A 21,697-nucleotide genomic window follows, 5' to 3' on the forward strand; every position below is an offset into this window, starting at 1 on the left:
ATCTGATGAAGGAGCGAGGCGCATGGCCTTCCTGACTCTGCAAGGCATCTCGAAACGCTACGGCGATTTCACGGCGGTCGATCGACTCGATCTGGCCGTCGAACGCGGCGAACTGCTGTCTTTGCTCGGACCCTCCGGCTGCGGCAAGACCACCACGCTGCAAATGGTCGCGGGCTTCATCACGCCGACGACGGGCCGCATTCTGCTCGATGGCCGCGACATCACCAACGAGCGTCCCGAGAAGCGCGGCATCGGCGTGGTCTTTCAGAGCTATGCGCTGTTTCCGCACATGACGGTGGCGGGCAACGTCGGCTTCGGACTGGAGATGCGCAAGGTCAGGCGCAAGGAGCGCGATGAGCGCGTCGCCGAAGCGCTCTCGCTCGTGCGTCTGAAGGGCCTCGGCCACCGCTATCCGAAGGAACTGTCGGGCGGCCAGCGTCAGCGTGTGGCGATTGCGCGCGCCATCGCGATGCAGCCGGAACTGCTGCTGCTCGACGAACCGATGTCCAACCTCGACGCCAAGCTGCGCGAGGAGATGCACATCGAATTGCGCGCGATCCAGAAGCGCCTCGGCATCACGACGATTCTCGTCACGCACGATCAGGTTGAAGCGATGACCATGAGCGACCGCATCGCGGTGATGCATCGCGGCGCCATTGCGCAGCTCAGCACGCCGTATGACGCGTACGAGCGTCCCGCCACGCCGTTTGCATCGACGTTTCTCGGGCGCACCAACGCGTTTTCCGGCGAAGTGCTGCGCCGCAACCCGCGCTGCGCGGAAATCGACGTGGCGGGCACGACGCTGCATGTGCCGCACGAAGGCCGCCATGTCGACGGCACGGTGAACGTCTATATCCGCCCGGAAAAGGTTCATCTGGCCAATGGCGATGCGCGCGTGCGCGGCCGCATCGCGACGCGTGTCTTCGTCGGCAATCAATGGCTGCTCGAAGTCGACACCGAACTCGGCAAGTTGCGCGTCGCGCAACCGAACCATGGCGCGCCGCCGCCCGAGGAAGGCCACGAAGTCGGTCTCGCGTGGACCGACGACGACCTGCGCGTGCTCACGCAAGACAATCCGGAGAACGCTCATGGCCACGCTTGACGACGCCCGTCCCGGCGCCGCGCCGTGGCTGCTGTCGGGGCCCGCGCTGCTGCTCTTCGTCGGCTTGTTGCTGGTGCCGCTGCTGCTCACGCTGATGCTGTCGTTCCGTGTCTTCAGCGATACGGCGGGCGTCACCGCCGCCTATACGCTCGCGAACTACTGGGAAGTCGTCAGCGACCCGTACTACGGCACGATCTTTTTGCGCACCGCCGGCCTCGCCTTCGCCGTCACGCTGCTGTCCATCGTGCTCGGCGTGCCGGAGACCATCGTGCTCGCGCGCATGAAGCGTCCGTGGCAGTCGCTGTGTCTGCTGATCGTGCTCGGCCCGCTGCTCATCTCCGTAGTGGTGCGCACGCTCGGCTGGCAGATTCTGCTCGGCAACAACGGCGTGCTGAACAACCTGCTCCAGACGCTGCACGTCACCGACGAACCCATCCGCCTCGTCTTCACGATGACCGGCATGATCATCGCGCTCACGCACGTGCTGGTGCCCTTCATGGTGATGTCGGTCTGGGCGACCATGCAGAAGCTCGATCCGCAAGTCGAATGGGCCGGCCGCTCGCTCGGCGGCTCGCCGTTCGCGGTGTTCCGCCGCGTGGTGCTGCCGCAGATCATGCCGGGGGTGCTGTCGGGCTCGATCATCGTGTTCGCGTTGTCGGCATCGGCGTTCGCCACGCCGGCATTGATCGGCGGCCGGCGCCTCAAGGTGGTCGCCACCGCCGCCTACGACGAGTTCCTCGGCACGCTCAACTGGCCGCTCGGCGCAAGCATCGCCGTGCTGCTGCTGATCGCCAACGTGGCGATCGTGATGGGCTGCAGCCGCCTCGCCGAGCGCCGCTTCCAGCACATCTTCGATTGAGCGGGAGACAGCGATCATGAAACAGAACGGCATTCTCGGGCTCGTCTACAACGCGTTCTTTCTGACCTTCATCCTCGCGCCGCTCGCGGTGGTGATGCTGGTGGCTTTCACCGACAAGGGCTTCATCTCGATGCCGTTCGATGGCGCGTCGCTGCGCTGGTTCCGCGCGATCATCGAGAACGGCGACATCGTGGCGGCCTTCTGGCTGTCGGTGCGGCTCGCGTTCGCGGCGGCGAGCATCGGCGTGCTGCTCGCGGTGCCCGCCGCGCTGGCGATCGCGCGCTATCGCTTCCCGGGCCGCGCCGCGCTCACGAGCTTCTTCCTTTCGCCGATGATGATTCCCGCAGTCGTGCTCGGCATCGCGTTCCTGCGCTTTCTCTCGCTGCTGCATCTGTCGGGATCGTTCTGGTCGCTGGTCTGCGCGCACGTCATCATTGTGCTGCCGTATGCGTTGCGGCTCGCGCTGTCGTCGGCCGTCGGGCTCGATCGCGACGCCGAACGCGCCGCGCTCTCCTGTGGCGCAAGCCGCTTCACCGCGTTTCGCCGCGTGGTCCTGCCGATGATCCGCACCGGCGTGGCGGGCGGCTGGGTGCTCTCGTTCATCCAGAGTTTCGACGAACTGACCATGACCATCTTCGTCGCGACGCCCGGCACGACTACGCTGCCCGTCGCCATGTACAACCAGATCGCGCAGACGATCGATCCGCTGGTCGCTTCGGTGTCGGCGGTGCTGATCGTCGGCACGGTCCTACTGATGGTCCTGCTCGACCGCATGGTCGGACTGGATCGCATTCTGATCGGAGAAACCCGATGACATTGACTAGTAGCGCCCGCCCCGGCGTCCCGGCGGATGTGGTGGTTGTGGGCGGCGGCCTCGTCGGTTCGGCCGTGGCCTACGGCCTTGCCCGCGAAGGCGCGCGCGTGACCGTGCTCGACGAGGACGACGGCGGCTTTCGCGCGTCGCGCGGCAATTTCGGCCTCGTCTGGATTCAGGGCAAGGGCTATGGCCTGTCGCCTTATGCACGCTGGTCGCGCAGTTCGGCCACGCGCTGGCCGGGACTCGCCGAAGCGCTGCTGAAGGAAACGGGCGTGGACGTGGCGTTGCGTCAACCGGGCGGCTTTCACTTCTGCTTCAACGACAACGAACTCGCTGAACGCGACCAGCGCCTCTCGACGCTGCAAGCCGAACTGGGCGATTACCCGTATCAGATGCTCGACGCCGCCGAAGTCCGCGCGCGCATTCCGCAAATCGGGCCCGCGGTGATCGGCGCGAGCTATTCGCCGATGGACGGTCACGTGAATCCGCTCAAGCTCCTGCGCGGCCTGCATACCGCCATGCAGGCGCGAGGCGTGCGGCTCGTGTCGGGCGAACGCGCGGAGCGCATCGAACCGCAAGCGCAGGGCTTCGTCGTGCACGGAAAGCGCGGGATGTATCGCGCGGCGCGGGTCGTGCTCGCCGCGGGCCTCGGCAATCGCGCGCTCGCGCCGTTCGTCGGGCTCGACGCGCCGGTCGCGCCCAATCGCGGACAGGTGCTGGTGAGCGAGCGTGTCGCGCGGTTTCTCGACTATCCGACGCTCAACGTGCGCCAGACCGACGAAGGCAGCGTGCAGTTCGGCGATTCGATGGAAGAAGTCGGCTTCAACGATTTCACCACCACGCACGTGCTTGCCGACATCGCCCGGCGCGGCGTTCGTGCGTTCCCGATGTTGCAGCACGTGCGGCTCGTGCGCATGTGGGCCGCGTTGCGTGTCTATAGCCCCGACGGTTTTCCGATCTACGACCACTCCGAGGCGCACCCCGGCGCGTTCGTCGTCACCTGCCATAGCGGCGTGACGCTGGCGGCCGCGCATGCGCTGCGCGTCGCGCCGTGGATCATGGGCGCGCCGATGCCCGAGGAACTGCCCCACTTCTCCGCGCGCCGCTTCGAGCACGCCGGAGAACTGACTCCCGCTCATTGAATTCGACATGACTACTCAATCGACTCACACGCTTTTCAAGCCGCTGCCGGGCGTGCAAGGCGCGGCCGCCACGAACGTCGCCATCTGGTTCAACGATCAGCCGCTGTCCGTGCCGGGCGGCTGCTCGGTAGCGGCGGCCCTGCTCGCCGCAGGCGTGTCGCGGTTTCGTGCGACGCCTGTATCCGGCGCACCGCGCGGGCCTTTCTGCATGATGGGCGCGTGCTTCGAATGCCTCGTCGAGATCGACGGCATGCCGAGCCGCCAGGCCTGCATGGTCGAAGTCAAGGCCGGCATGCGAATCCGCTCGCAGGAAGGCGCGCGCGATCTGCCGCCCTTCGGCGCGAGTGCCGCGACCGACGCACCGCTGGAGAACGCCCATGACCGCTGATTTCGCATCCGATTTCGCTTCCGAAGCCGTCGATGTCGTCGTGGTCGGCGCCGGTCCCGCCGGCATGAGCGCGGCGACGCGCGCGGCGCGCGCCGGCCTCACGACCGTGCTGATCGACGAACAGGACGCCGTGGGCGGCCAGATCTATCGCGCCATCGGCCGCGCCGATGCGCGCCGCAAGGATATTCTCGGGCCGGACTACGCGGCGGGTGCGGCTGTCGCCGAAGCGTTCGCCGCCTCCGGTGCGCGCCACCTGACGAACGCGAGCGTGTGGCAGGTTACTCGCGAGCGCGGCGTCAATTATCTGCAGGGCGGCAAGATCGGCAGCTTCGACGCGCAACGCGTGATTCTCGCCAGCGGTGCGCTGGAGCGGCCCTTTCCGATTCCCGGCTGGACGCTGCCCGGCGTGCTGACAGCGGGCGCGGCGCAGATCCTGTTGAAGAGCGCGGGCGAAGTGCCCGCCGCGCCGCCGGTGCTCGCGGGCTGCGGACCGCTGCTGTATCTGCTCGGCTGGCAATACGTGCGCGCCGGCGTACCGATCCGCGCGCTGGTCGACACCACGCGCCACGAAGACCGCTGGCGCGCCAAGCGTCACATGCTGGCGGCGCTGCGCGCGTGGCCGTTCCTGAGCAAAGGCTTGCAACTGATCCGCACACTGCGCGAAGCGAACGTGCCGATCTTCGAGGCAGCCGACGATCTGCGCGTGGAAGCACGGATCGGCACGGATCATATCGAGCGCGCCGCCGCGCTTCACTTCACGACCCAAGGCACGGCACATCGTCTCGAAGCCGATGTGATCCTGCTGCATCAGGGCGTCGTGCCGAACACGCAATTCACGCAAGCGCTGCGCGCCTCGCACCGCTGGGACGACGCACAACTGTGCTTCACGCCGAAAGTCGACGCGTGGGGCGAACTGGACGTGCCCGGCATCTTCGTCGCGGGCGATGGCGCGGGCATCGGCGGCGCGCAGGCGGCAGCCTTGCAGGGCACGCTCGCGGGTCTCGCGGCGGCTGCGCAGCTCGGCGCGATCACCTCCGGGTCGCGCGATGCCGAAGCTCTCGCGCATCGCCGCGCGCTCGCGGGCGTCATGCGCATCCGGCCTTTTCTCGACAGCCTGTATCGTCCGCGCGACATCAACCGCATTCCGCGCGACGAGACCATCGTCTGCCGTTGCGAGGAAGTCACCGCGGGCGAGTTGCGCAAGTTCGTCGAGCTCGGCTGCGTCGGACCGAATCAGGCAAAGTCGTTCGGACGCTGCGGCATGGGTCCGTGTCAGGGACGCATGTGCGGCCTCACGGTGACGGAAGTGATCGCCGATGCGCGCCGCGTCTCGCCCGCCGAAGTCGGCTATTACCGCATCCGTCCGCCGATCAAGCCGCTCACGCTCGGAGAACTCGCCGGTGAGTGACCCGACCGACATCCAGGAAGCCGATGTGCTCGTGGTCGGCGGCGGCCTGCATGGCACGAGCAGCGCGTTCCACCTGGCGCGGCGCGGCGTGAAGGTGATCGTGCTCGAAGCCGATTATGTCGCGCGTCATTCGTCGGGCGTGAACGCGGGCGGCGTGCGCACGCTGGGCCGTCCGCTGCCTGAAATTCCGCTCGCGCTGATGTCGCGGGAAATCTGGCACGGCATGAGCGAGCTGCTCGGCGAGACTGGCGGCTTCGTTGCTTCAGGTCAGTTGAAGATCGCCGAAACGGATGACGAACTCGAAGCGTGCCGCCAGCGGGTCGCGCTGCTCGAATCGCATGGATTCACGCACGAGAAGGTGATCGACCGCGAAACCGTGCTCGAACTCGAACCGGCGCTGGCGCGGCATCTCACGGGCGGCATCTGGGTCGAGCGCGACGGTTACGCGCTGCCTTATCGAACCACGACGGCGTTCCGGCTCGCCGCGCAGCGGCTCGGCGCGCGTTTTCTGGAAGGTACGCCGGTGCGTCATATCGAGCAGCGCGGCACCAGATGGTTCGCCGTCACGCCGCATGGCACGTTCAGCGCGAACCAGCTGCTCGTCACCGCGGGCGCATGGTCCGGCGAATTGGCGAAGCAGGTCGGCGAGCCGGTGCCGGTGCATGCCGAAGGTTTGATGCTGATGGTCACGCAGCGCGTCGCGCCCTTCTGCCACGCGACGCTCGGCGCAACGGGCCGGCCGTTGTCCTTCAAGCAGTTCGACAACGGCACCGTAGTAATCGGCGGCAAACTGATCGGCATCGCGGATCTGGCGAACCGTCACGGCGAAGTCGACTTCGCCCGCCTCGTGCGCAGTGCGCGGACCGTGACCGATCTGTTTCCTCATCTGCGCAATCTCGTCGTGAACCGCGCTTGGGCCGGTGTCGAAGCTTTTACGGAAGATGAACTGCCGGTGATTTCCGCGAGCCGCCAGGCGTCGAATCTGTATTACTCGTTCGGCTATTGCGGCAGCGGCTTTCAGCTCGGGCCGGGTTGCGGCAAGCTCGTGTCCGAACTGATGCTGGACGGCGCGCCGTCCATTTCGCTCGATGCGTTTGCCGTCGATCGCTTTGGCCGCGACGCGGCGGCTTCCCGCACGGGCGCTTCGCATCTCGTGACGCACTAACCGGTTTTATTTTTTTTGCTCCGTCGCGCCTTCGGTCGAAGCGCGCGGCGATTTCATTCGCGTTCAAGTGGAGAGACTGTCATGACCGATATCGTTCGCATCGAAACCAACCAACGCATGAGCCGCGTCGTCAAAGCCGGCGGCCTCGTGTTCGTCGGCGGCCAGACTTCCGCCGATCACACCGCTGACGTGAAACTCCAGACCGCGAAGGTGCTGGAAAAGATCGACGGCTATCTGGAGAAGGCCGGCATCGACAAGACGCGCCTCGTTTCCGCGCAAGTCTGGCTCGCGGACATCGCCCACGATTTCGCAGGCATGAACGAGGTGTGGGATGCGTGGATTCCGCAAGGTCACGCACCGGCGCGCGCGACGGTGCAAGCGAAGCTTGCCGCGCCCGAGCTGCTAGTCGAGATCGCGGTCGTGGCGCTTGGTTGAGAGGTGCCGTTAGCGCGTCCGAGGTAATCACATCTGCACTGATGTACCGCGTGAGGCGGCGCAAGTTTGCAAGCGGCCCGTCACCAAGGCACGGGCCTTCCGAGATAGTCGAGGTAGTGCAAGCCCGGGCGCCCTTCATAAGCCTCGATCGTATTGACCAGGTTCGGAATGCTTTCTTCGATCGTCAGGCGCGCCGTCGGGCCGCCCATGTCTGTGCGGACCCATCCAGGCGCCATGATCAGGAGGCTGCGCGGATAACTCGCGCTGCGCGCCGCGAAGGTACGCATGAACATATTCAGCGCGGCCTTGCTCCCTCTGTAGACTTCATAATTCGCGTTAGTGGCATTGGTGATACTGCCCTGCCCCGACGACATGACACCGATCGTTCCAGTCGGCGGGACGAGGTCTTGAAACGCGTCAATGACCCTCATGGGACTCAGCGAGTTCGTTACCATCACCCGTATAAATTCTTCGGTCGAGACGTCCGCTATCGTTTCACCATCGTCGTTTTTGACACCGGCATTCACAAAAAGCACATCGATACGCCGACCTTCAAGGCGGGCGCGCAGAGCTGCGACCTGCTCGGGGATCGTGATATCGACAGTCTCTACTTCGAGGGCGCCAGCGGACGCTTCCGCGACGTGCCGAAGCTTATCTGTGGAGGCCGCTCGCGCGGTGGCGATGACTCGGTAGCCGCGCTTCAGATACTCCTCAACCATCGCCAGGCCAAGGCCGCGCGAGGCGCCGATCAAGAGAACGGTTTTCTGCGAAAGTGTGTTTTGCATTGGCATCCTCGATAAACAAAGGCGCCCTCGAACCTGAACGTAACGGGAGCGATCCTCCTGGGTCAATCACGCAAACCAATGTAGCGGTTCATGGGGCATGGCGGAAGCCGCGCTGAATGCAACTAATATATGCATCGAACGCCCTATCTCACCTTGCTGACTACGATCAAGCGATGCCTGAACCGGACCTCAATCTACTTTTCGCGCTCGACGCGTTGCTGACCGAGAAAAACGTGACGCGCGCTGCCCGGTCGCTGCATCTGAGTGCCTCGGCAATGAGCCGCACGCTGACTCGCCTTCGTGCTGCGACCGGCGATCCATTGTTGGTCCGCGCCGGGCGCCACATGGTGCTGACGCCGTACGCCGAGGAGATTCGTGAGCAGACACACAATACTGTTCTTGAGGCGCGCGCCTTGCTCCATCCGTCGCCGGTGGCGCCAGATTTTTCAACGTTGCGCAGAACCTTTCGGATTCGTGCCAATGAAGCTTTCGTGGAAGCCCTCGGTGCACCCTTGATTGCTGAAGTGACTGCAGTGGCGCCACTTGTGCGTTTGCACTTCTCGTCCAAATCGGAAAAGAGTGCGGAGTATCTTCGAAATGGTTCGGCCGATCTCGAGATTGGTGTCCTGGAGGAAATGGGACCTGAAATACGCGTCCGGGCATTGTTTCGAGACCGCTACGTCGCTGTTGTCAGAAAGGGACATGCACTCGACATGAAACAGCAAGTGACTACCGAGCAATACGCAGCGTTTGGCCACGTAGTCGCTCCGCACGGTCGCCAGATAATTGATTCTCTCGACGCTGCGGTTGCCCTGTTAGGGTTGGAACGAACGACCGTAGCGGTCGTGCCCAGCTTTCCGGCCGCGTTGGCGGTGGCGCGCGCGTCCGATCTGGTTGCGCTCCTGCCTGCATCGTTCGCGAACGCTCAGCATGCCGCGTCCGTCTACGCTTTCGAGCTTCCTGTAGCGACCGATGGCTTTACGATTTCTCAGATGTGGCATCCTCGTTTAGAGAATGACCCTGTTCATCGTTGGTTTCGGCAGCTGGTGCTTAGCGTGTGTCGTCAGCACGTGCCGTTCTGAACGCAAGTCGAGCTTGCCTCAAACGGTTTCGCCAGGGTGTTTTGAAAGCTTCGCGCGGGGGCTAGGGGATTCAGCCTGATACGCCTGGTCGGGTAGCCGTGCCGCTCGTCAAAGCGCTCGAATCCGCAGCGAGGTTTGCTGCTAGCATCGCTGGGCGCAACGTCGCGGTTGCCGGCGTGACCGGCGCATTTCCGTTACATGGGGTAGCCAGGCATCCTGCGACGCGCCGATGAGACGCTCTACCGTTCGAAGCGGGAAGGCCGCAACCGTGTGCGCATCGCGACGCTAAGTACCGGGGACGACGAACCCTGGGCGGGTTGATCTGGCTGCTGTTCGACGCAGCCGCCCGCAGATCACCCGGCGGTCGACAGCGCGCCGATGGTCATGCCCGCAATGCACTCCGTGTGGCCCCAGGTGAGCGTGCCTTCAGACAGGCGACGCTCGCAAAAGATCACGAAGACTCCGCATCTCCGGCATTGCGCGCGGGGCACAGACGCCATGCGGCCTTCGGTGCAGCGACGGTCTCGGCAACGTGGCGCCACCAGCGCTCGCCGCGATGCGGCGCGCTCAGATCCAGCCGCTCGCCCATGCGGGGCGTCGACAACACGACGCCGCGAGCGAGGGCCAGGCCCGTCACCCTTTCGAACGGCTCCTGCCAGCGATGCATCGCGAGGTCGAAGGTGCCGTTGTGAATTGGCACGAGCCAACGGCCGCGCAGATCGATGTGCGCCTGCACGGTTTCTTCGGGCTGCATGTGAACGTACGGCCACTGCGCGTCGTAGGCGCCCGTCTCGACCAGCGTGACGTCGAATGGCCCAAGGCGCTCGCCGATCGTCCTGAAGCCTTCGAAGTAGCCGGTGTCGCCGCTGAAGAACACACGCAGATCATCGTCGACGATCACCCACGACGCCCATAACGTGCTGTTGCCGTCGAACAGGCTGCGGCCGGAAAAATGCTGTGCGGGCGTAGCGGTGAACTGCACGCCATCGACGTCGGCGCCCTGCCACCAGTCGAACTGCCGCACCTTCGATGCGTCGATGCCCCATTCGATCAGCCGGTCGCCGACGCCGAGCGGCGTTAGAAACACGCCGGTGGTCTGCGCGAGCGCAAGCACGGTTTCGCGGTCCAGGTGGTCGTAGTGATCGTGCGACAGGATCACGCCGCGCAACGGCGGCAAATCGGCGAGCGCGATCGGCGGCGCATGGAAGCGCTTCGGGCCGAGATGCCGGAACGGCGAGGCACGTTCGGCGAACACAGGATCGGTCAGCCAGAACTGGCCGCGCAGCTTCAGCAGCATCGTCGAATGGCCGAGCCGGTAGAGGCTGCGGTCGGGCGCCGCATCGAGCTGCGCACGCGTCAGCGCATCGACGGGCAACGCGTCTGTCGGAACGGTGCCGTTCGGCTTGTTGAGCAACACGTTCCACACAATGCCGAGCGTCTTGCGCAGGCCCTCGACGGGACGCGGCTTGACGTTGCGAAAGCGTTCGCCGTCGTGCTGCGGCGAGGTGCTGGACAACGCGCGACCGCGTCGCGCGGCGGTAAAGCCAAGCATGCGGCTGACAACAGCGGGAAGCGACGTCATAAGTCAGGCCATCCGTAGATAAATGTACACTAGCCAGTGTAGTTTATTTTCGAGAAAAGTAAACTGCCCGGTGTAAAATCCTTTTATGGATCCCAGTGCCACCCATCAACGCCTGACTGACCGCAAGCGGGTCGCCATCGTCGGAGCCGCGATCGAGGAATTCCTCGCGGCCGGCTACGACGCGACCAGCATGGACCGCATCGCCGCCCGCGCGAACGTCTCCAAACGTACGGTCTATAACCATTTCCCAAGCAAGGAAGCCCTTTTCGCCGCGATTCTCCATCAGTTGTGGGACGCGAGCCAGAGCGGCGACGCGCCCGCCTACCGCGCCGACGAACCGTTGCGCGCGCAGCTGCTCGACCTTTTGGGCCGCAAGCTGCGGCTCCTGAACGACGAGTCCTTTCTGTCGCTGGCACGTGTGGCGATCGCGGCCGGGATCCATTCGCCGGAGCGGGCGCGGGACATGGTCGCGCGCCTCGGCGAACGCGAGGAAGACCTGACCGTGTGGATCCGGGCGGCCGTCGCCGACGGCCGTCTCAAGACCGACAATCCGCTCTTCGCGGCGCTGCAACTGCAGGCGCTGGTGAAGGCCTTCGCCTTCTGGCCGCAGGTGACGATGGGCCAGGCGCCGCTCGGCGAACGGGAGCAAAAGCAGGTCGCGGAATCGGCCGCCGACATGTTCCTCGCACGCTACGCATGAGCGGACCGCCGGAGCGTTTTCATGTGCATAAGGGTCGGCCAAACGTCTTGTTCGAGCGTCTACAATCTGTATTTTCGACCCGTTCAAACTGTGCCGATGTCCCAAAAGATCGACTACCTCAACCCCGCTCTTCCTCCTGGCCTCCGGCGCGTGTCGATGCCCGTGGTCGACGCGACCCCGACAACGCTTGACGGATTTGGCAGGCTCGTGGCGAATCCGAGCGAGTGCCCGATCGAGATCGTGCAGTGGCCTGCAATGGGGACACGGCCCATAGACGCCGGAACCGGTGACGAGGCCGGCACTACCGAAGGCACGTTTGTGAGCGAATGGCGCGGGGACATTCTGTACGGTTCAAACGAGGCCGTGGGCGGCGACTACATTCTTGCGTACGCGACAGAGCCTGAAGCTGCCCGTGACGACAACGCCCATGCACCGGAACGGATGTTGCTTTGGCACGCGAACTACCACCCGGATGGTGGGCAACTGTTCTTCCCTCTCGACCATCGCCCGTTCTACGTTCCCTTGGCATTGCCCGGCGACGACATTGCGCCGGAGAAGTTCGTGTGCTTTCGCTTCGATGGACAGCAGGGTCTCTACATCCATCCGAACATCTGGCATGAAGGGGTGTTCGCTCTTGGCGGGACCCAGCGGTTCTTTGACAAGCAGGGCGCCGTCCATGCACGGGTCTCTGTCGACTTTGCCCGCGAGTTCGGTTGTCTTCTCGAGGCGCCGATCGCCCGTGAGGCGCAACGGTCTGGTTGAGGCGGCGACCCGCAGCGGTAGAGCGCGGATGGTTTTGTCGTCGCCTGTGCCAAATCAATGCGACGCAGTCACTGCGCCTCTGCCCTCATACGAGCAAGCCGCGACGACGGGCAGTAGAATCGCAAGAAGCCGCGCGCGTTGACATCGCCAGGACGCAAGGCGCGGCAGTCAACCGTACCAAGGATTTCTGCAGGAAGGTCCGGCGCGCACCGACAGGTCTCGGACGCGCCCTTTCTGCCAAGGAGATCTCATGAAGGTGCTCGCCGTACATCCCAGTGGCTTGATGTACACCCGCGTGTTCCTGCGACTCGAACCGCTCGGCCTGGAGACAGTCGCGGCCGTCCTCCGCGCGGCTGCGCACGAGGTCCGGTTGCTCGACCTGCAAGTCGAATCGCATCGCGATCTGGAGCGGTTGATCCGCAAATGGCGCCCTGATGCCGTGTGTTTCTCCGGCAACTACCTCGCCAATATTCCCGAAATCATCGATCTGTCGAAAGCGATCAAGGCGCAGTGGCCGGACTGCTTCGTGTTCGTGGGCGGACACAGCGCGTCGTTCACCGCAGCCGATATGCTCAAGCACGCCGACGGCGCAATCGACTGCGTGTTAAGAGGCGAAGGCGAAGCGAAGGTCGCCGAACTTCTCGACGCCGTCGCGCGCCACGCCGATCTATTGTCGATACCTGGCGTCGTGACCTGCCGCGGCGAAGGACCGCTGCCAGGCTTCGCCGAAAGCCTCGATCAGGTTCGCCCCGCGCGCGATCTGCTGCGACATCGGCGCAAATACTTCATCGGCGTGCTGGATCCGTGTGCCTCGATCGAATTCGCGCGCGGCTGCCCGTGGGATTGCACGTTCTGCAGTGCGTGGACATTCTACGGACGCAGCTATCGCTCGCGCAGCCCCGAAGTGATCGCCGACGAACTGGCGTCGATTCGCGAGCCAGGCATCTTCATTGTCGACGACGTCGCCTTCGTGCATGCGGATCACGGCATGGCGATCGGCCGCGAAATCGAGCGCCGCGGCATACGTAAAAAGTACTACCTCGAGACACGCGGCGATGTGCTGTTGCGCAACAAGGAGGTTTTCGAATACTGGCGCGAGTTGGGCCTGCAATACATGTTTATCGGCATGGAGGCGATCGATGCAGAAGGCCTCAAGGCGTTTCGCAAGCGCGTCAATCTCGACAAGAACTTCGAGGCGCTCGCCTTCGCGCGCTCGCTCGGCATCACGGTCGCGATCAATCTGATCGCCGATCCCGACTGGGACCATGACCGCTTCGAAGCGATCAGGCAATGGTGTCTGGAGATTCCCGAGATCGTCAACATCAGCGTGAACACGCCTTATCCGGGTACGGAAATCTGGCTGCGCGAGCATCGCCAGTTGACGAGCCTCGACTACCGGCTCTATGACATCCAGCACGCCGTCCTGCCGACGAAGCTGCCCTTGCCCGAGTTCTACCGCGAACTGGTGCGCACGCAGCAGGTACTCAACCGGAAACACCTTGGCTGGAGCGCACTGCGCGGCGCGGCGAGCGAAGCGGCACATCTGCTGATGCACGGGCAAACGAACTTTGTGCGGATGCTGTGGCGCTTCAACTCGGTGTTCAATCCGAACCTGCAATTGAACGACCACGCGCGCGAAGTCCGGTATTCGATGACGCCGCCCGCCGCCTCGACCGAGCACGCCAATGTCAAGGTGCTGTATGTGCACGGGCCGGCGGGACGCAAGGGCCGCAAGCTCGACGATGCAACGGAAAGCTTCGTCGACGAAACCCGCACGGGTGCGGGCTGATGTTTTGATCTAGCCGTTCTTTACAGCGGTCATACAGTCGCCGATGCGGACTTCGGGTATCCTCATTCCTGATTTGAGAATGACCACAACGAAGAGGCGACAGTGCTTGAACTATCGGTTCGTGACAAAGCAATGCTGAGTGGTGAATTGGGTGAAGGTGCAGCGCTCGCGATGCGAATAGTTGCCGCCACGGCGCATGTGATGAACGCCCAGGAACTCGTCGACGTTTCCTCCGCCCACATCGACGGGTGTCTGTATCACGGATCCGTCAGTCTCGATTTCGTCGAACGGTTTGTCGCATCCGGAACGCGGGTCGCCGTGCCGACCACGCTCAATGTCGGATCGCTCGATCTCATTCATCCAGAGCTGTATCGCGGCAAAGCGGAAATTGCGAATGCTGCCAAACGCCTGATGGAAGCGCATCTGGAACTCGGCTGCGAAGCGACCTTCACATGCGCGCCGTATCAACTCAAGCACCGCCCGCGTCTGGGCGATCAGATCGCATGGGCTGAATCGAACGCGATCGTTTTCGCCAACTCCGTGTTGGGCGCCCGTACAAGTCGCTACGGCGATTTTCTTGATCTTGCGGCGGCCATTACCGGCCGCGTGCCAAACGCCGGACTGCACGTCACCGAAAACAGGGCCGCCCGCATCGTGCTCGAAGCGCCCAGCTTCGGTGATTCCCCGCGACGCGACGCCTGCTTCGCGGCGCTCGGTTTTCTGCTTGGCCTCAATGCCGGCGCGACGGTGGCGGCAATCACGGGACTGCCTGTCGACACAACGGAAGACGAGCTTAAGGCTCTGGGCGCGGCAGCCGCTTCCAGTGGCTCTGTGGCGCTCTTTCACGCGGTAGGCATCACGCCGGAAGCGCCGACACTCGACGCCGCGCTGCAAGGCGGCGAACCGGAACGGACCATTGTTGTCACCGAGGCGGATCTCGTCGGCATCCATCGAAAGTGGAACGGTGCTCGTTCTAGCGAGCCACTCGCCGCGATCAGTCTGGGAACCCCGCATTTTTCGGTCGATGAGTTCCACACGCTTGGCAAGCTGTTCGAAGAACACGATGGCTCGCCACGATGCGACTTCTATGTGAATACGAGCCGTTTCGTGCTGTGGCAGATCGAAGCTGAAGGGGTCGCCCAGCAACTCGCCTCCCGCGGCGTCCAGATTGTGGTGGACACCTGCACCTACATCACTCCCGTGATGAAACAGATCAGTGGACTCGTGATGACTAACTCAGGGAAGTGGGCCCACTACGCACCTGCGAACATCGGTGTCACCGTTGCGTTTGGAAGCATGGCCGAGTGTGTTCGCTCAGCCTTCGAAGGGAGAGTTTGCATCGATGAACTGGCCGGCTAAAGCGACGACCATGATTTCACCCACTACCGTGCTTGCCGGGCAAGTACTCGTTCCGGGCCGCGCAAGCGGCCTTGCAATCGCGCTGCCGCCCCTGAGCTTCTGGGGCGGCTACGATGCCGAAAGCGGGATGATCATCGACAAGACCCATTCCGGCTACGGTCAAAGCCTGAAAGGCCGGATGCTCGTGATGGCGCGAGCGCGCGGATCGAGTTCCAGCAGCAGCGTGCTGGCTGAAGCGTTGCGCAACGGGACTGGCCCGAGCGGCATCATATTGGCGGAACGCGACCTGATTCTCGCCATCGGTGTGATTGCCGCCAATGAGCTCTACGCCCTCGACGTGCCGGTGGTGAGCGTCGGCGAGAACGTGTTCGCGCAGATTGCGTCTTTCACCGCGACACTGGAGCTTGACGCGTGCGATGCCGCGCGGCCTGCGAGCATCTATGTCAAGGACAGTGAAGGCGAAGGACGCCGCGACGCGTAGCGGTTTCGCACAAACCCTAGTTGTAACCCAGGATAGCGACTGAAGCGACATCAGCCCGCTCGAGCGTATTGCCTGCTAGCCCCGAAAGCGGCGGCCTCAGAAGTGCCGCATAGGAAGAAACCAGCGCGGCAGCGTTCGAGCGTTGGCCGTTGCGATGGCCAATGTTCCTGATCTGGTGATGGAATGAACGCGGTGATGCGATGTGTACCATGACAAACTCTGTCCTGAAACAGTAAAAGAAACGGCCGACGCAAGCGCCCTATTCTGCGCGCTTCGCTTCCAACGGTGCGAACCCTGTGCTCGCTTCGATTTCGCTGACGTTCTCGGGTCTCTTAAACGGGCCTGGAGCCTCTTCGTCAGGATTGCGCCGACGTCCGATAGCCTTGAAAAATGTCTCGAGGCCGGACGGTAGAAAGAACCACACCCAGTGCAGGTCTTCGGTCCCGTCGTTGATCAACGTATGCGACTGTCGAGGCCCGAGAAAGACCGTCACGCCAGGCTCGATTCGATACTCGCGCCCCTCCACTATTGCCGTTCCCTTTCCCCGAATGAAGTGAAGCACCTCTTCAGACTCTGCATGCGCGTGCAGGCGAACGAAGCCTCCGGGTGGAACTGTCTGCGTGCCTGCCGAAAAGGGTCGCTGCATCGACACGAGGTGGGGCGCAACGTGGACCGCGGCATACCCATTGGCGGGCACGGGCTGCCAGTAGCTCTCTTCCTCGCCCGGATACACGATCAGGAACTGGGATTTGCCGTCGCGGTCGTCAAGATTGACGCCCGAGGCCGGGCTATCGGATGCGTCATCCGTCATTTGCGCCTCACTTGTAAGCGGGATGCACAGCAAGCCCACTAGTGTGAAACAATATCCTGTATCCAAAGATGGTTCAACGCATATTTTCCCTACACCGCGAATACGGGCATTCAGGCAGGAGGTCTGGAAATGATCGAGCGAATAGGTTTCATCGGGACAGGCACCATCACGCAGGCGATCGTCACCGGCTTGGCGGCACAGCCGCGCGGTCTGCGCGAGATATGGGTCTCGCCTCGCAATCACGAAACCGCTGCAAGGCTTTCACACGAACACCCGCTAGTGCACGTCGGACGCGACAACCAGGACGTCGCGGATCGGTGCACCGTGCTCTGTCTGGCAATTCGACCTCAAATCGCACAACAGGTACTGTCGGAGCTTCGGCTTGGGCCAACACACCGCGTTCTCAGCTTCGTTGCTACGTGGAATCGCGAGCGGCTGGCCGCGTTGATGCCTGATGTCGCGCATATAGTGCGTCTGGCCCCCTTGCCGATGGTCGCCCAGGCAATGGGCCCGACCATCGTGTTTCCGGCCGATCCTGTCGCGATCGAGCTTTTCGCACCGCTCGGCACAGCAATACCCGTCGACGACGAAGATGCGTTCGACAGCCTTTTCGCGTCGACCGCCTTGATGGGCAGTTTTTTCGCCATGCTCGAAAGACACGCAATCTGGCTGCAAGACAAAGGCATTCCCTACGCCGACGCGCGGACTTACCTCGCGTCGCTATTCAGCGGGCTGGCGCGCACCGCCCAAACGCGGCTTGAAACCTTTGCCGAGCTGTCGAAGGAATTTTCAACGCCGGGCGGCTTGAATGAGCAGATGACAGCCGATCTTGAACGCGCGGGAGCACTGGACGCTCAGCACCTCGCCCTCGATCGCGTTCTCGAACGCATCAAGAATCGCTGAACACCTGCTCGAGGGAAAAGTCCGCCGCCTTTGCAGGTCGCCGGTGTTGGATTGGCGACCCGCACTTTCCGGCACGTCAGCTTTTGGCCGCTGCACTCGCGGCTTGCTCCGGTGCGCTCAGCTCGCCGTCAACCAGACGCCAAACGGCCAGCGGATTGGCTCCCTTTACCGCTGCCGGCAGCAATGCATCGGGCAGATCCTGATAGCACACAGGCCGCAGGAATCGGTCGATTGCTGTCGCGCCCACCGAGGTGAACATCGAATTCGACGTGGACGGGAAGGGACCGCCGTGAACCATCGCGTGGCAGACTTCCACCCCCGTCGGGAAACCATTGGCGAGGATACGTCCGGCCTTGCGCTCGAGCACCGGCAGCAGGCGCTGGGCGTCTGCATAATCGACAGCATCGATCTGCAGAGTGACGGTAAGCTGCCCTTCCACATGTTCCGCAACCGATAGCAATTCCTCAAAGTCGCGGGCACGAATCACCACAGAAGCCGGGCCAAACATCTCTGCTTCAAGCTCGGGCGTAGCCAGCAGGCGGCGTGCATCGGTCACATACAAGGCAGCCTGCGCGGCATTCGGAAGTTCGCCCGCCGACCTGCCTTCTGCCACCTTTGTCACGCCCTGAACCGCGTCGACTTTTTGCGCTCCGTTGCGGAAGGCATCGAAGATTCCGGGTGTCAACATCGTCTGGGCCGGCTTGCTTGCCAGCGCTTCGCCCGCCGCCTTGACGAAACGCTCGAGGTCCGGACTGTCGATCGCAAGCACCAACCCCGGGTTCGTGCAGAACTGTCCGGCACCTAACGTCAGCGAGTCCGCGAAAGCCTTGCCGATCGCTTCTGCGCGGCTCGCGAGCGCGCCCGGGAACAGAAACACCGGGTTGATACTGCTCATTTCGGCATAGACGGGAATCGGCTCGGGTCGAGCGTTCGCGATCCGCACCAGCGCGAGACCGCCTTGACGGGAACCCGTGAAGCCAACCGCCTTGATGGCAGGATGCGCGACTAACGCTTCGCCGAGCTTGCGGCCGGCGCCGAAAAGCAGCGAAAACACGCCTTCCGGCAAGCCCTGCTCCTTGACTGCTTTCTGGATTGCGCGACCTACCAGCTCCGAGGTTCCAAGATGCGCGCCGTGTGCCTTCACGATAACCGGTGCGCCCGCCGCGAGTGCCGAAGCGGTGTCGCCTCCCGCAACCGAGAAGGCTAGCGGAAAGTTACTCGCGCCGAACACAGCGACGGGACCAACCGGTACTTTTGCGAGGCGCAGATCCGCACGCGGCAGCGGCTGCCGTTCCGGCTGGGCATGATCGATCGTGGCCCCGAGGAAGTGCCCGTCCCGCACGACCTTCGCAAAAAGACGCAACTGACCGACAGTGCGGCCACGCTCGCCCTGCAGACGCGGAACGGGAAGACCCGTCTCGGCATGGGCCCGCTCGATCAGTTCATCTCCGATACCGAGGAGGTTGTCGGCGATTGCATCGAGAAACGCGGCGCGTTTCGCAAGGGAGACGTTCCGGAACACGTCGAAGGCTTGCGCGGCCAGAGAGGCCGCGCGCTCGACTTCCGCCGCGCCGCCCATACCAAAGGATGGCTCCGGGATCTCGGCGTCGGTGGCAGGATTGAACGCGCGCTGGCTGCCTTCGGTGCCACGCACCGCGGAAAAGCCGATAAGCATTTCGCCAGTAAGAGTCATGTCGATATCCTCAAAAGGTTCAATGGGATGGCGTGGACTACGGCGGAGTCGTGGTTCGTACAGGGACCGAAGGCCACGCCGTGAATGCCGTTGACTAGACTCGACCGCGTTATGCAAGTCACCGCACGCAGTGCAAACACCGCCGAGGTCTTGGGTCCGCCGGGCAGATAGCAGGTTCGTTTCTGCGATGTAGTGGAACGCAATCAGCGTTGAAAAAGCAGCGCGTGGAAAAGTAGCAGCGCGCGGACGCGCACTATCAGCACTACGGATGCGCGGCGAGCTTACCGAAACGCGTTGCGGACTTGATCTGCGCTCTCAGCGTGACAAGGGTAGACAGCACGAAGCATTGCACACGCTGACCAGCGGAATCAACGGGTCACCACCGCCTCGACAACCGACATGATCTGCTGTGCGGCCGTCTTGACGTGCTGCTCCAGGAGTTTGGCTCCAAGCTTCGCGTCGCGCTTCCTGCACGCCTCGACCAACGCCATGTGCTCGTCATGCGACTGTTCGCGGATCGGCACCTGCACGGCCTGAAAGCGGAAATACCGATCGCAGCGGTCATGCAGTACCCGCAACAACTGAAGCGTGATATCCCGCTGCGCAGGCAGATAGAGCGTTTCGTGCAAACGCCAGTTCAGTTGCCCCCACACGCCCGAGTCCGCCTTGTCCATTTCCTTGATAAGCCGCTCCGCCTTGCCCATCTCGGCTTCGGTGATGCGCGGGATTGCTTCCGAAAATATCCACGGTTCAAGACGAAGCCGGATGTCGAACGTCTCCTTCACCTCGCCTATCGACAGCTCAGCGACATAGGCGCCCTTGTGCGGCACATTGATCAGCAAGCCCTCTGCCGTCAGACGGGTGATTGCCTCGCGGATAGGAACACGGCTGACGCCGAGCTCTTCGGCGAGCGCCTCCTGCCGCAATACCTCACCCGGCGCCAGGTCGCCGCTCAGGATTCGCTGCCGAACCGCCGTGGTGACGAGTTCGACCGTAGTTGGCCGGACGATTTTTCGCGTGCTTTCGTCCGCGATAACTTCGCTCATCGCGGACGCCTCTTTGGTACGACGTTTGGCGGCTACCGGGGGCATGGTCAGGTTCACGTGGGGATTCAGGATACAGTGGACATGCTACCATGCTCCCGGCTTTCGGATACAAAATCCAATGACCGACGCCGCGTCACTGCAACGTTTGCCGGACCCACGCGCCGTTCTTCATCACGCCGGCGATGCGCTCACCCTGCCCGGCAAGCACGCTGATATCCGCTAGCGGATCACCATCGACGACCAGCAGATCAGCGAAGGCTCCCGCGGACACGACGCCCAGACGCCCCTGCTGTCCGACGATCTCGGCACCTACGGCGGTGGCCTGGCAGATCGTCTCGAAAGCACCGAGAATGGCTGAACGGATCGTCAGTTCATCGCTTTGATACTCGTGCATGTCGCCCAGCAGGTCGGTGCCAAGACCCATTTTCACGCCGTTGCGTTTGAGCAGTTCAAGCGCCTTCAGGCCCTGGATACGAACATTCTCGTTTTTCGCGAGCGCGCTTTCCGCCACACCCGCTTTTGCACCGACCTTGTTCATTGCGTCATAGGTCACGAGCGTGGGCACCGCAAACGCTCCAAACTCCGCCATGACCGCCGCCGCCTCGTCGTCGATCAGGTTGCCATGCTCGATCGTGCGCACACCGAGTTTCACGACGCGAGCAATCGCCTTCCCTGTGTAGGCATGTGCCATGACATAGGTCTGGTGCGACGCGGCTTCCTCGACGATGGCCTTGACCTCGTCGACGGAAAATTGCAGGTTGCCGATCGGATCCGTCGGCGACGCAACGCCACCCGAAGCCATGATCTTGATGTGATGCGCGCCGGCGCGCATCTCTTCCCGCACGGCCTTGCGAACGTCGTCCACGCCATCGACGATGCGTCCGATTGCCCCGAGATTGCGATGGCAGCCGCAAGGATCAGGATCGGAGTTGTCGAAGCGCTCGCGAAAGTCGCCGTGACCACCCGTCTGCGAGAGCGCCTTGCCGGCCACGAACAGCCGCGGCCCGGCGATCACGCCTTCCTCGATGGCACGCGAGAGCGCGTAGTCGGCGCCGCCGGCATCCCGCACCGTGGTGAAACCCCGGTTGAGCATACCGCTCAGGATAGGTACCGCCCGCAACACGGCGAAGGTATTCGGCAAACGCCCGTTGTTACCAAGGTGCGCCACCGAGGCAATGACGTGCGCGTGGCAATCGATCATGCCAGGCATGACTGTCTTGCCCCCGACGTCAATGACCTGCGCGCCATTTATCGACACCGGCTCGCGGGTCACTTCCTTGATGACATCCCCGTCCACGACAATCGAATAGCGGGCCGTGTCGTTTTCGTGATTCACGTCCAGGACACGTGCGTTCTTCAGGATCAACATTTCGATTCCTCAACTGATA

At 63.3% G+C, this 21,697-nt stretch carries 21 protein-coding genes; 15 read left to right on the forward strand and 6 right to left on the reverse strand.

Translation table 11 applies throughout. From position 1 onward, the window contains the following. Positions 1–22 precede the first annotated feature (22 nt). The 8 genes from B0G74_RS10305 to B0G74_RS10340 all read left to right on the forward strand — a co-directional run bounded on the left by B0G74_RS10305 (position 23) and on the right by B0G74_RS10340 (position 7,316). Positions 23–1,102, forward strand: coding sequence for an ABC transporter ATP-binding protein (locus B0G74_RS10305; RefSeq protein ID WP_132374702.1), 1,080 nt, complete (start codon positions 23–25; stop codon positions 1,100–1,102). Next, positions 1,089–1,961 carry an ABC transporter permease gene (locus B0G74_RS10310; protein ID WP_132374703.1) on the forward strand — a complete coding sequence of 291 codons (873 nt, stop codon included), beginning with the start codon at positions 1,089–1,091 and terminating at the stop codon, positions 1,959–1,961. The genes B0G74_RS10305 and B0G74_RS10310 overlap by 14 nt, the downstream gene beginning before the upstream one ends. A 16-nt stretch (positions 1,962–1,977) precedes the next feature. Next, entirely contained in the window at positions 1,978–2,775 is a 798-nt protein-coding gene (locus B0G74_RS10315) for an ABC transporter permease (RefSeq protein ID WP_132374704.1), read from the forward strand. Then, positions 2,772–3,920 carry an FAD-dependent oxidoreductase gene (locus tag B0G74_RS10320; RefSeq protein ID WP_132374705.1) on the forward strand — a complete coding sequence of 383 codons (1,149 nt, stop codon included), beginning with the start codon at positions 2,772–2,774 and terminating at the stop codon, positions 3,918–3,920. Before B0G74_RS10315 ends, B0G74_RS10320 begins: the two co-directional genes overlap by 4 nt. A 7-nt stretch (positions 3,921–3,927) precedes the next feature. After that, entirely contained in the window at positions 3,928–4,308 is a 381-nt protein-coding gene (locus B0G74_RS10325) for a (2Fe-2S)-binding protein (protein WP_132374706.1), read from the forward strand. After that, positions 4,298–5,716 (forward strand): NAD(P)/FAD-dependent oxidoreductase, encoded by a 1,419-nt coding sequence (locus B0G74_RS10330; RefSeq protein ID WP_132374707.1) that lies wholly within the window; start codon positions 4,298–4,300, stop codon positions 5,714–5,716. The genes B0G74_RS10325 and B0G74_RS10330 overlap by 11 nt, the downstream gene beginning before the upstream one ends. Then, complete coding sequence (locus tag B0G74_RS10335; protein WP_132374708.1) at positions 5,709–6,881, forward strand: FAD-binding oxidoreductase; 1,173 nt, start codon at positions 5,709–5,711, stop codon at positions 6,879–6,881. Before B0G74_RS10330 ends, B0G74_RS10335 begins: the two co-directional genes overlap by 8 nt. Before the next feature lie 81 nt (positions 6,882–6,962). After that, complete coding sequence (locus B0G74_RS10340; RefSeq protein ID WP_132374709.1) at positions 6,963–7,316, forward strand: RidA family protein; 354 nt, start codon at positions 6,963–6,965, stop codon at positions 7,314–7,316. Positions 7,317–7,396: 80 nt separating this feature from the next. On the opposite strand, the gene B0G74_RS10345 is transcribed toward B0G74_RS10340, so the two are convergent. After that, a complete protein-coding gene (locus tag B0G74_RS10345; protein ID WP_132374710.1) occupies positions 7,397–8,101 on the reverse strand; it encodes an SDR family NAD(P)-dependent oxidoreductase in 705 nt (234 codons plus the stop codon). 173 nt (positions 8,102–8,274) lie between these two features. On the opposite strand from B0G74_RS10345, the gene B0G74_RS10350 reads away from it, so the two are divergent. Then, the gene (locus B0G74_RS10350; protein WP_132374711.1) at positions 8,275–9,183 is read left to right on the forward strand and encodes a LysR family transcriptional regulator; all 909 of its coding nucleotides are present in this window, start codon (positions 8,275–8,277) and stop codon (positions 9,181–9,183) included. 451 nt (positions 9,184–9,634) lie between these two features. Here the strand turns inward: B0G74_RS10350 and B0G74_RS10360 are convergent, their stop codons facing one another. After that, entirely contained in the window at positions 9,635–10,765 is a 1,131-nt protein-coding gene (locus B0G74_RS10360) for an MBL fold metallo-hydrolase (RefSeq protein ID WP_132374712.1), read from the reverse strand. An 85-nt stretch (positions 10,766–10,850) separates the two neighbouring features. On the opposite strand from B0G74_RS10360, the gene B0G74_RS10365 reads away from it, so the two are divergent. From B0G74_RS10365 to B0G74_RS10385, 5 genes are all read left to right on the forward strand, one after another. Beyond that, positions 10,851–11,465, forward strand: a complete 615-nt coding sequence (locus B0G74_RS10365) for a TetR/AcrR family transcriptional regulator (protein WP_132374713.1) — start codon at positions 10,851–10,853, stop codon at positions 11,463–11,465. Between the two features lie 96 nt (positions 11,466–11,561). Continuing rightward, positions 11,562–12,227, forward strand: coding sequence for an ureidoglycolate lyase (locus tag B0G74_RS10370; RefSeq protein ID WP_132374714.1), 666 nt, complete (start codon positions 11,562–11,564; stop codon positions 12,225–12,227). Positions 12,228–12,477: 250 nt separating this feature from the next. After that, positions 12,478–14,016 (forward strand): hopanoid C-3 methylase HpnR, encoded by a 1,539-nt coding sequence (hpnR, locus tag B0G74_RS10375; RefSeq protein WP_132374715.1) that lies wholly within the window; start codon positions 12,478–12,480, stop codon positions 14,014–14,016. A gap of 102 nt (positions 14,017–14,118) precedes the next feature. Next, entirely contained in the window at positions 14,119–15,375 is a 1,257-nt protein-coding gene (locus B0G74_RS10380; RefSeq protein ID WP_132374716.1) for an aconitase X catalytic domain-containing protein, read from the forward strand. 10 nt (positions 15,376–15,385) lie between these two features. Next, complete coding sequence (locus tag B0G74_RS10385; protein ID WP_132374717.1) at positions 15,386–15,856, forward strand: DUF126 domain-containing protein; 471 nt, start codon at positions 15,386–15,388, stop codon at positions 15,854–15,856. A gap of 259 nt (positions 15,857–16,115) precedes the next feature. Here B0G74_RS10385 and B0G74_RS10390 read toward each other — a convergent pair whose 3' ends face one another. After that, complete coding sequence (locus tag B0G74_RS10390; RefSeq protein WP_132374718.1) at positions 16,116–16,667, reverse strand: cupin domain-containing protein; 552 nt, start codon at positions 16,665–16,667, stop codon at positions 16,116–16,118. Positions 16,668–16,796: 129 nt separating this feature from the next. Here B0G74_RS10390 and B0G74_RS10395 point away from each other — a divergent pair, with 129 nt between their 5' ends. Next, positions 16,797–17,570 (forward strand): pyrroline-5-carboxylate reductase, encoded by a 774-nt coding sequence (locus tag B0G74_RS10395; RefSeq protein WP_132374719.1) that lies wholly within the window; start codon positions 16,797–16,799, stop codon positions 17,568–17,570. 76 nt (positions 17,571–17,646) lie between these two features. Here B0G74_RS10395 and B0G74_RS10400 read toward each other — a convergent pair whose 3' ends face one another. From B0G74_RS10400 to B0G74_RS10410, 3 genes are all read right to left on the reverse strand, one after another. Continuing rightward, the gene (locus tag B0G74_RS10400) at positions 17,647–19,263 is read right to left on the reverse strand and encodes an aldehyde dehydrogenase (NADP(+)) (RefSeq protein WP_132374720.1); all 1,617 of its coding nucleotides are present in this window, start codon (positions 19,261–19,263) and stop codon (positions 17,647–17,649) included. A 368-nt stretch (positions 19,264–19,631) separates the two neighbouring features. After that, entirely contained in the window at positions 19,632–20,309 is a 678-nt protein-coding gene (locus tag B0G74_RS10405; RefSeq protein ID WP_243658260.1) for a GntR family transcriptional regulator, read from the reverse strand. A gap of 133 nt (positions 20,310–20,442) precedes the next feature. Beyond that, complete coding sequence (locus B0G74_RS10410; protein ID WP_132374721.1) at positions 20,443–21,678, reverse strand: amidohydrolase family protein; 1,236 nt, start codon at positions 21,676–21,678, stop codon at positions 20,443–20,445. Between the last annotated feature and the right edge of the window lie 19 nt (positions 21,679–21,697).

Source organism: Paraburkholderia sp. BL9I2N2 (assembly GCF_004339745.1).
GTDB lineage: Bacteria > Pseudomonadota > Gammaproteobacteria > Burkholderiales > Burkholderiaceae > Paraburkholderia.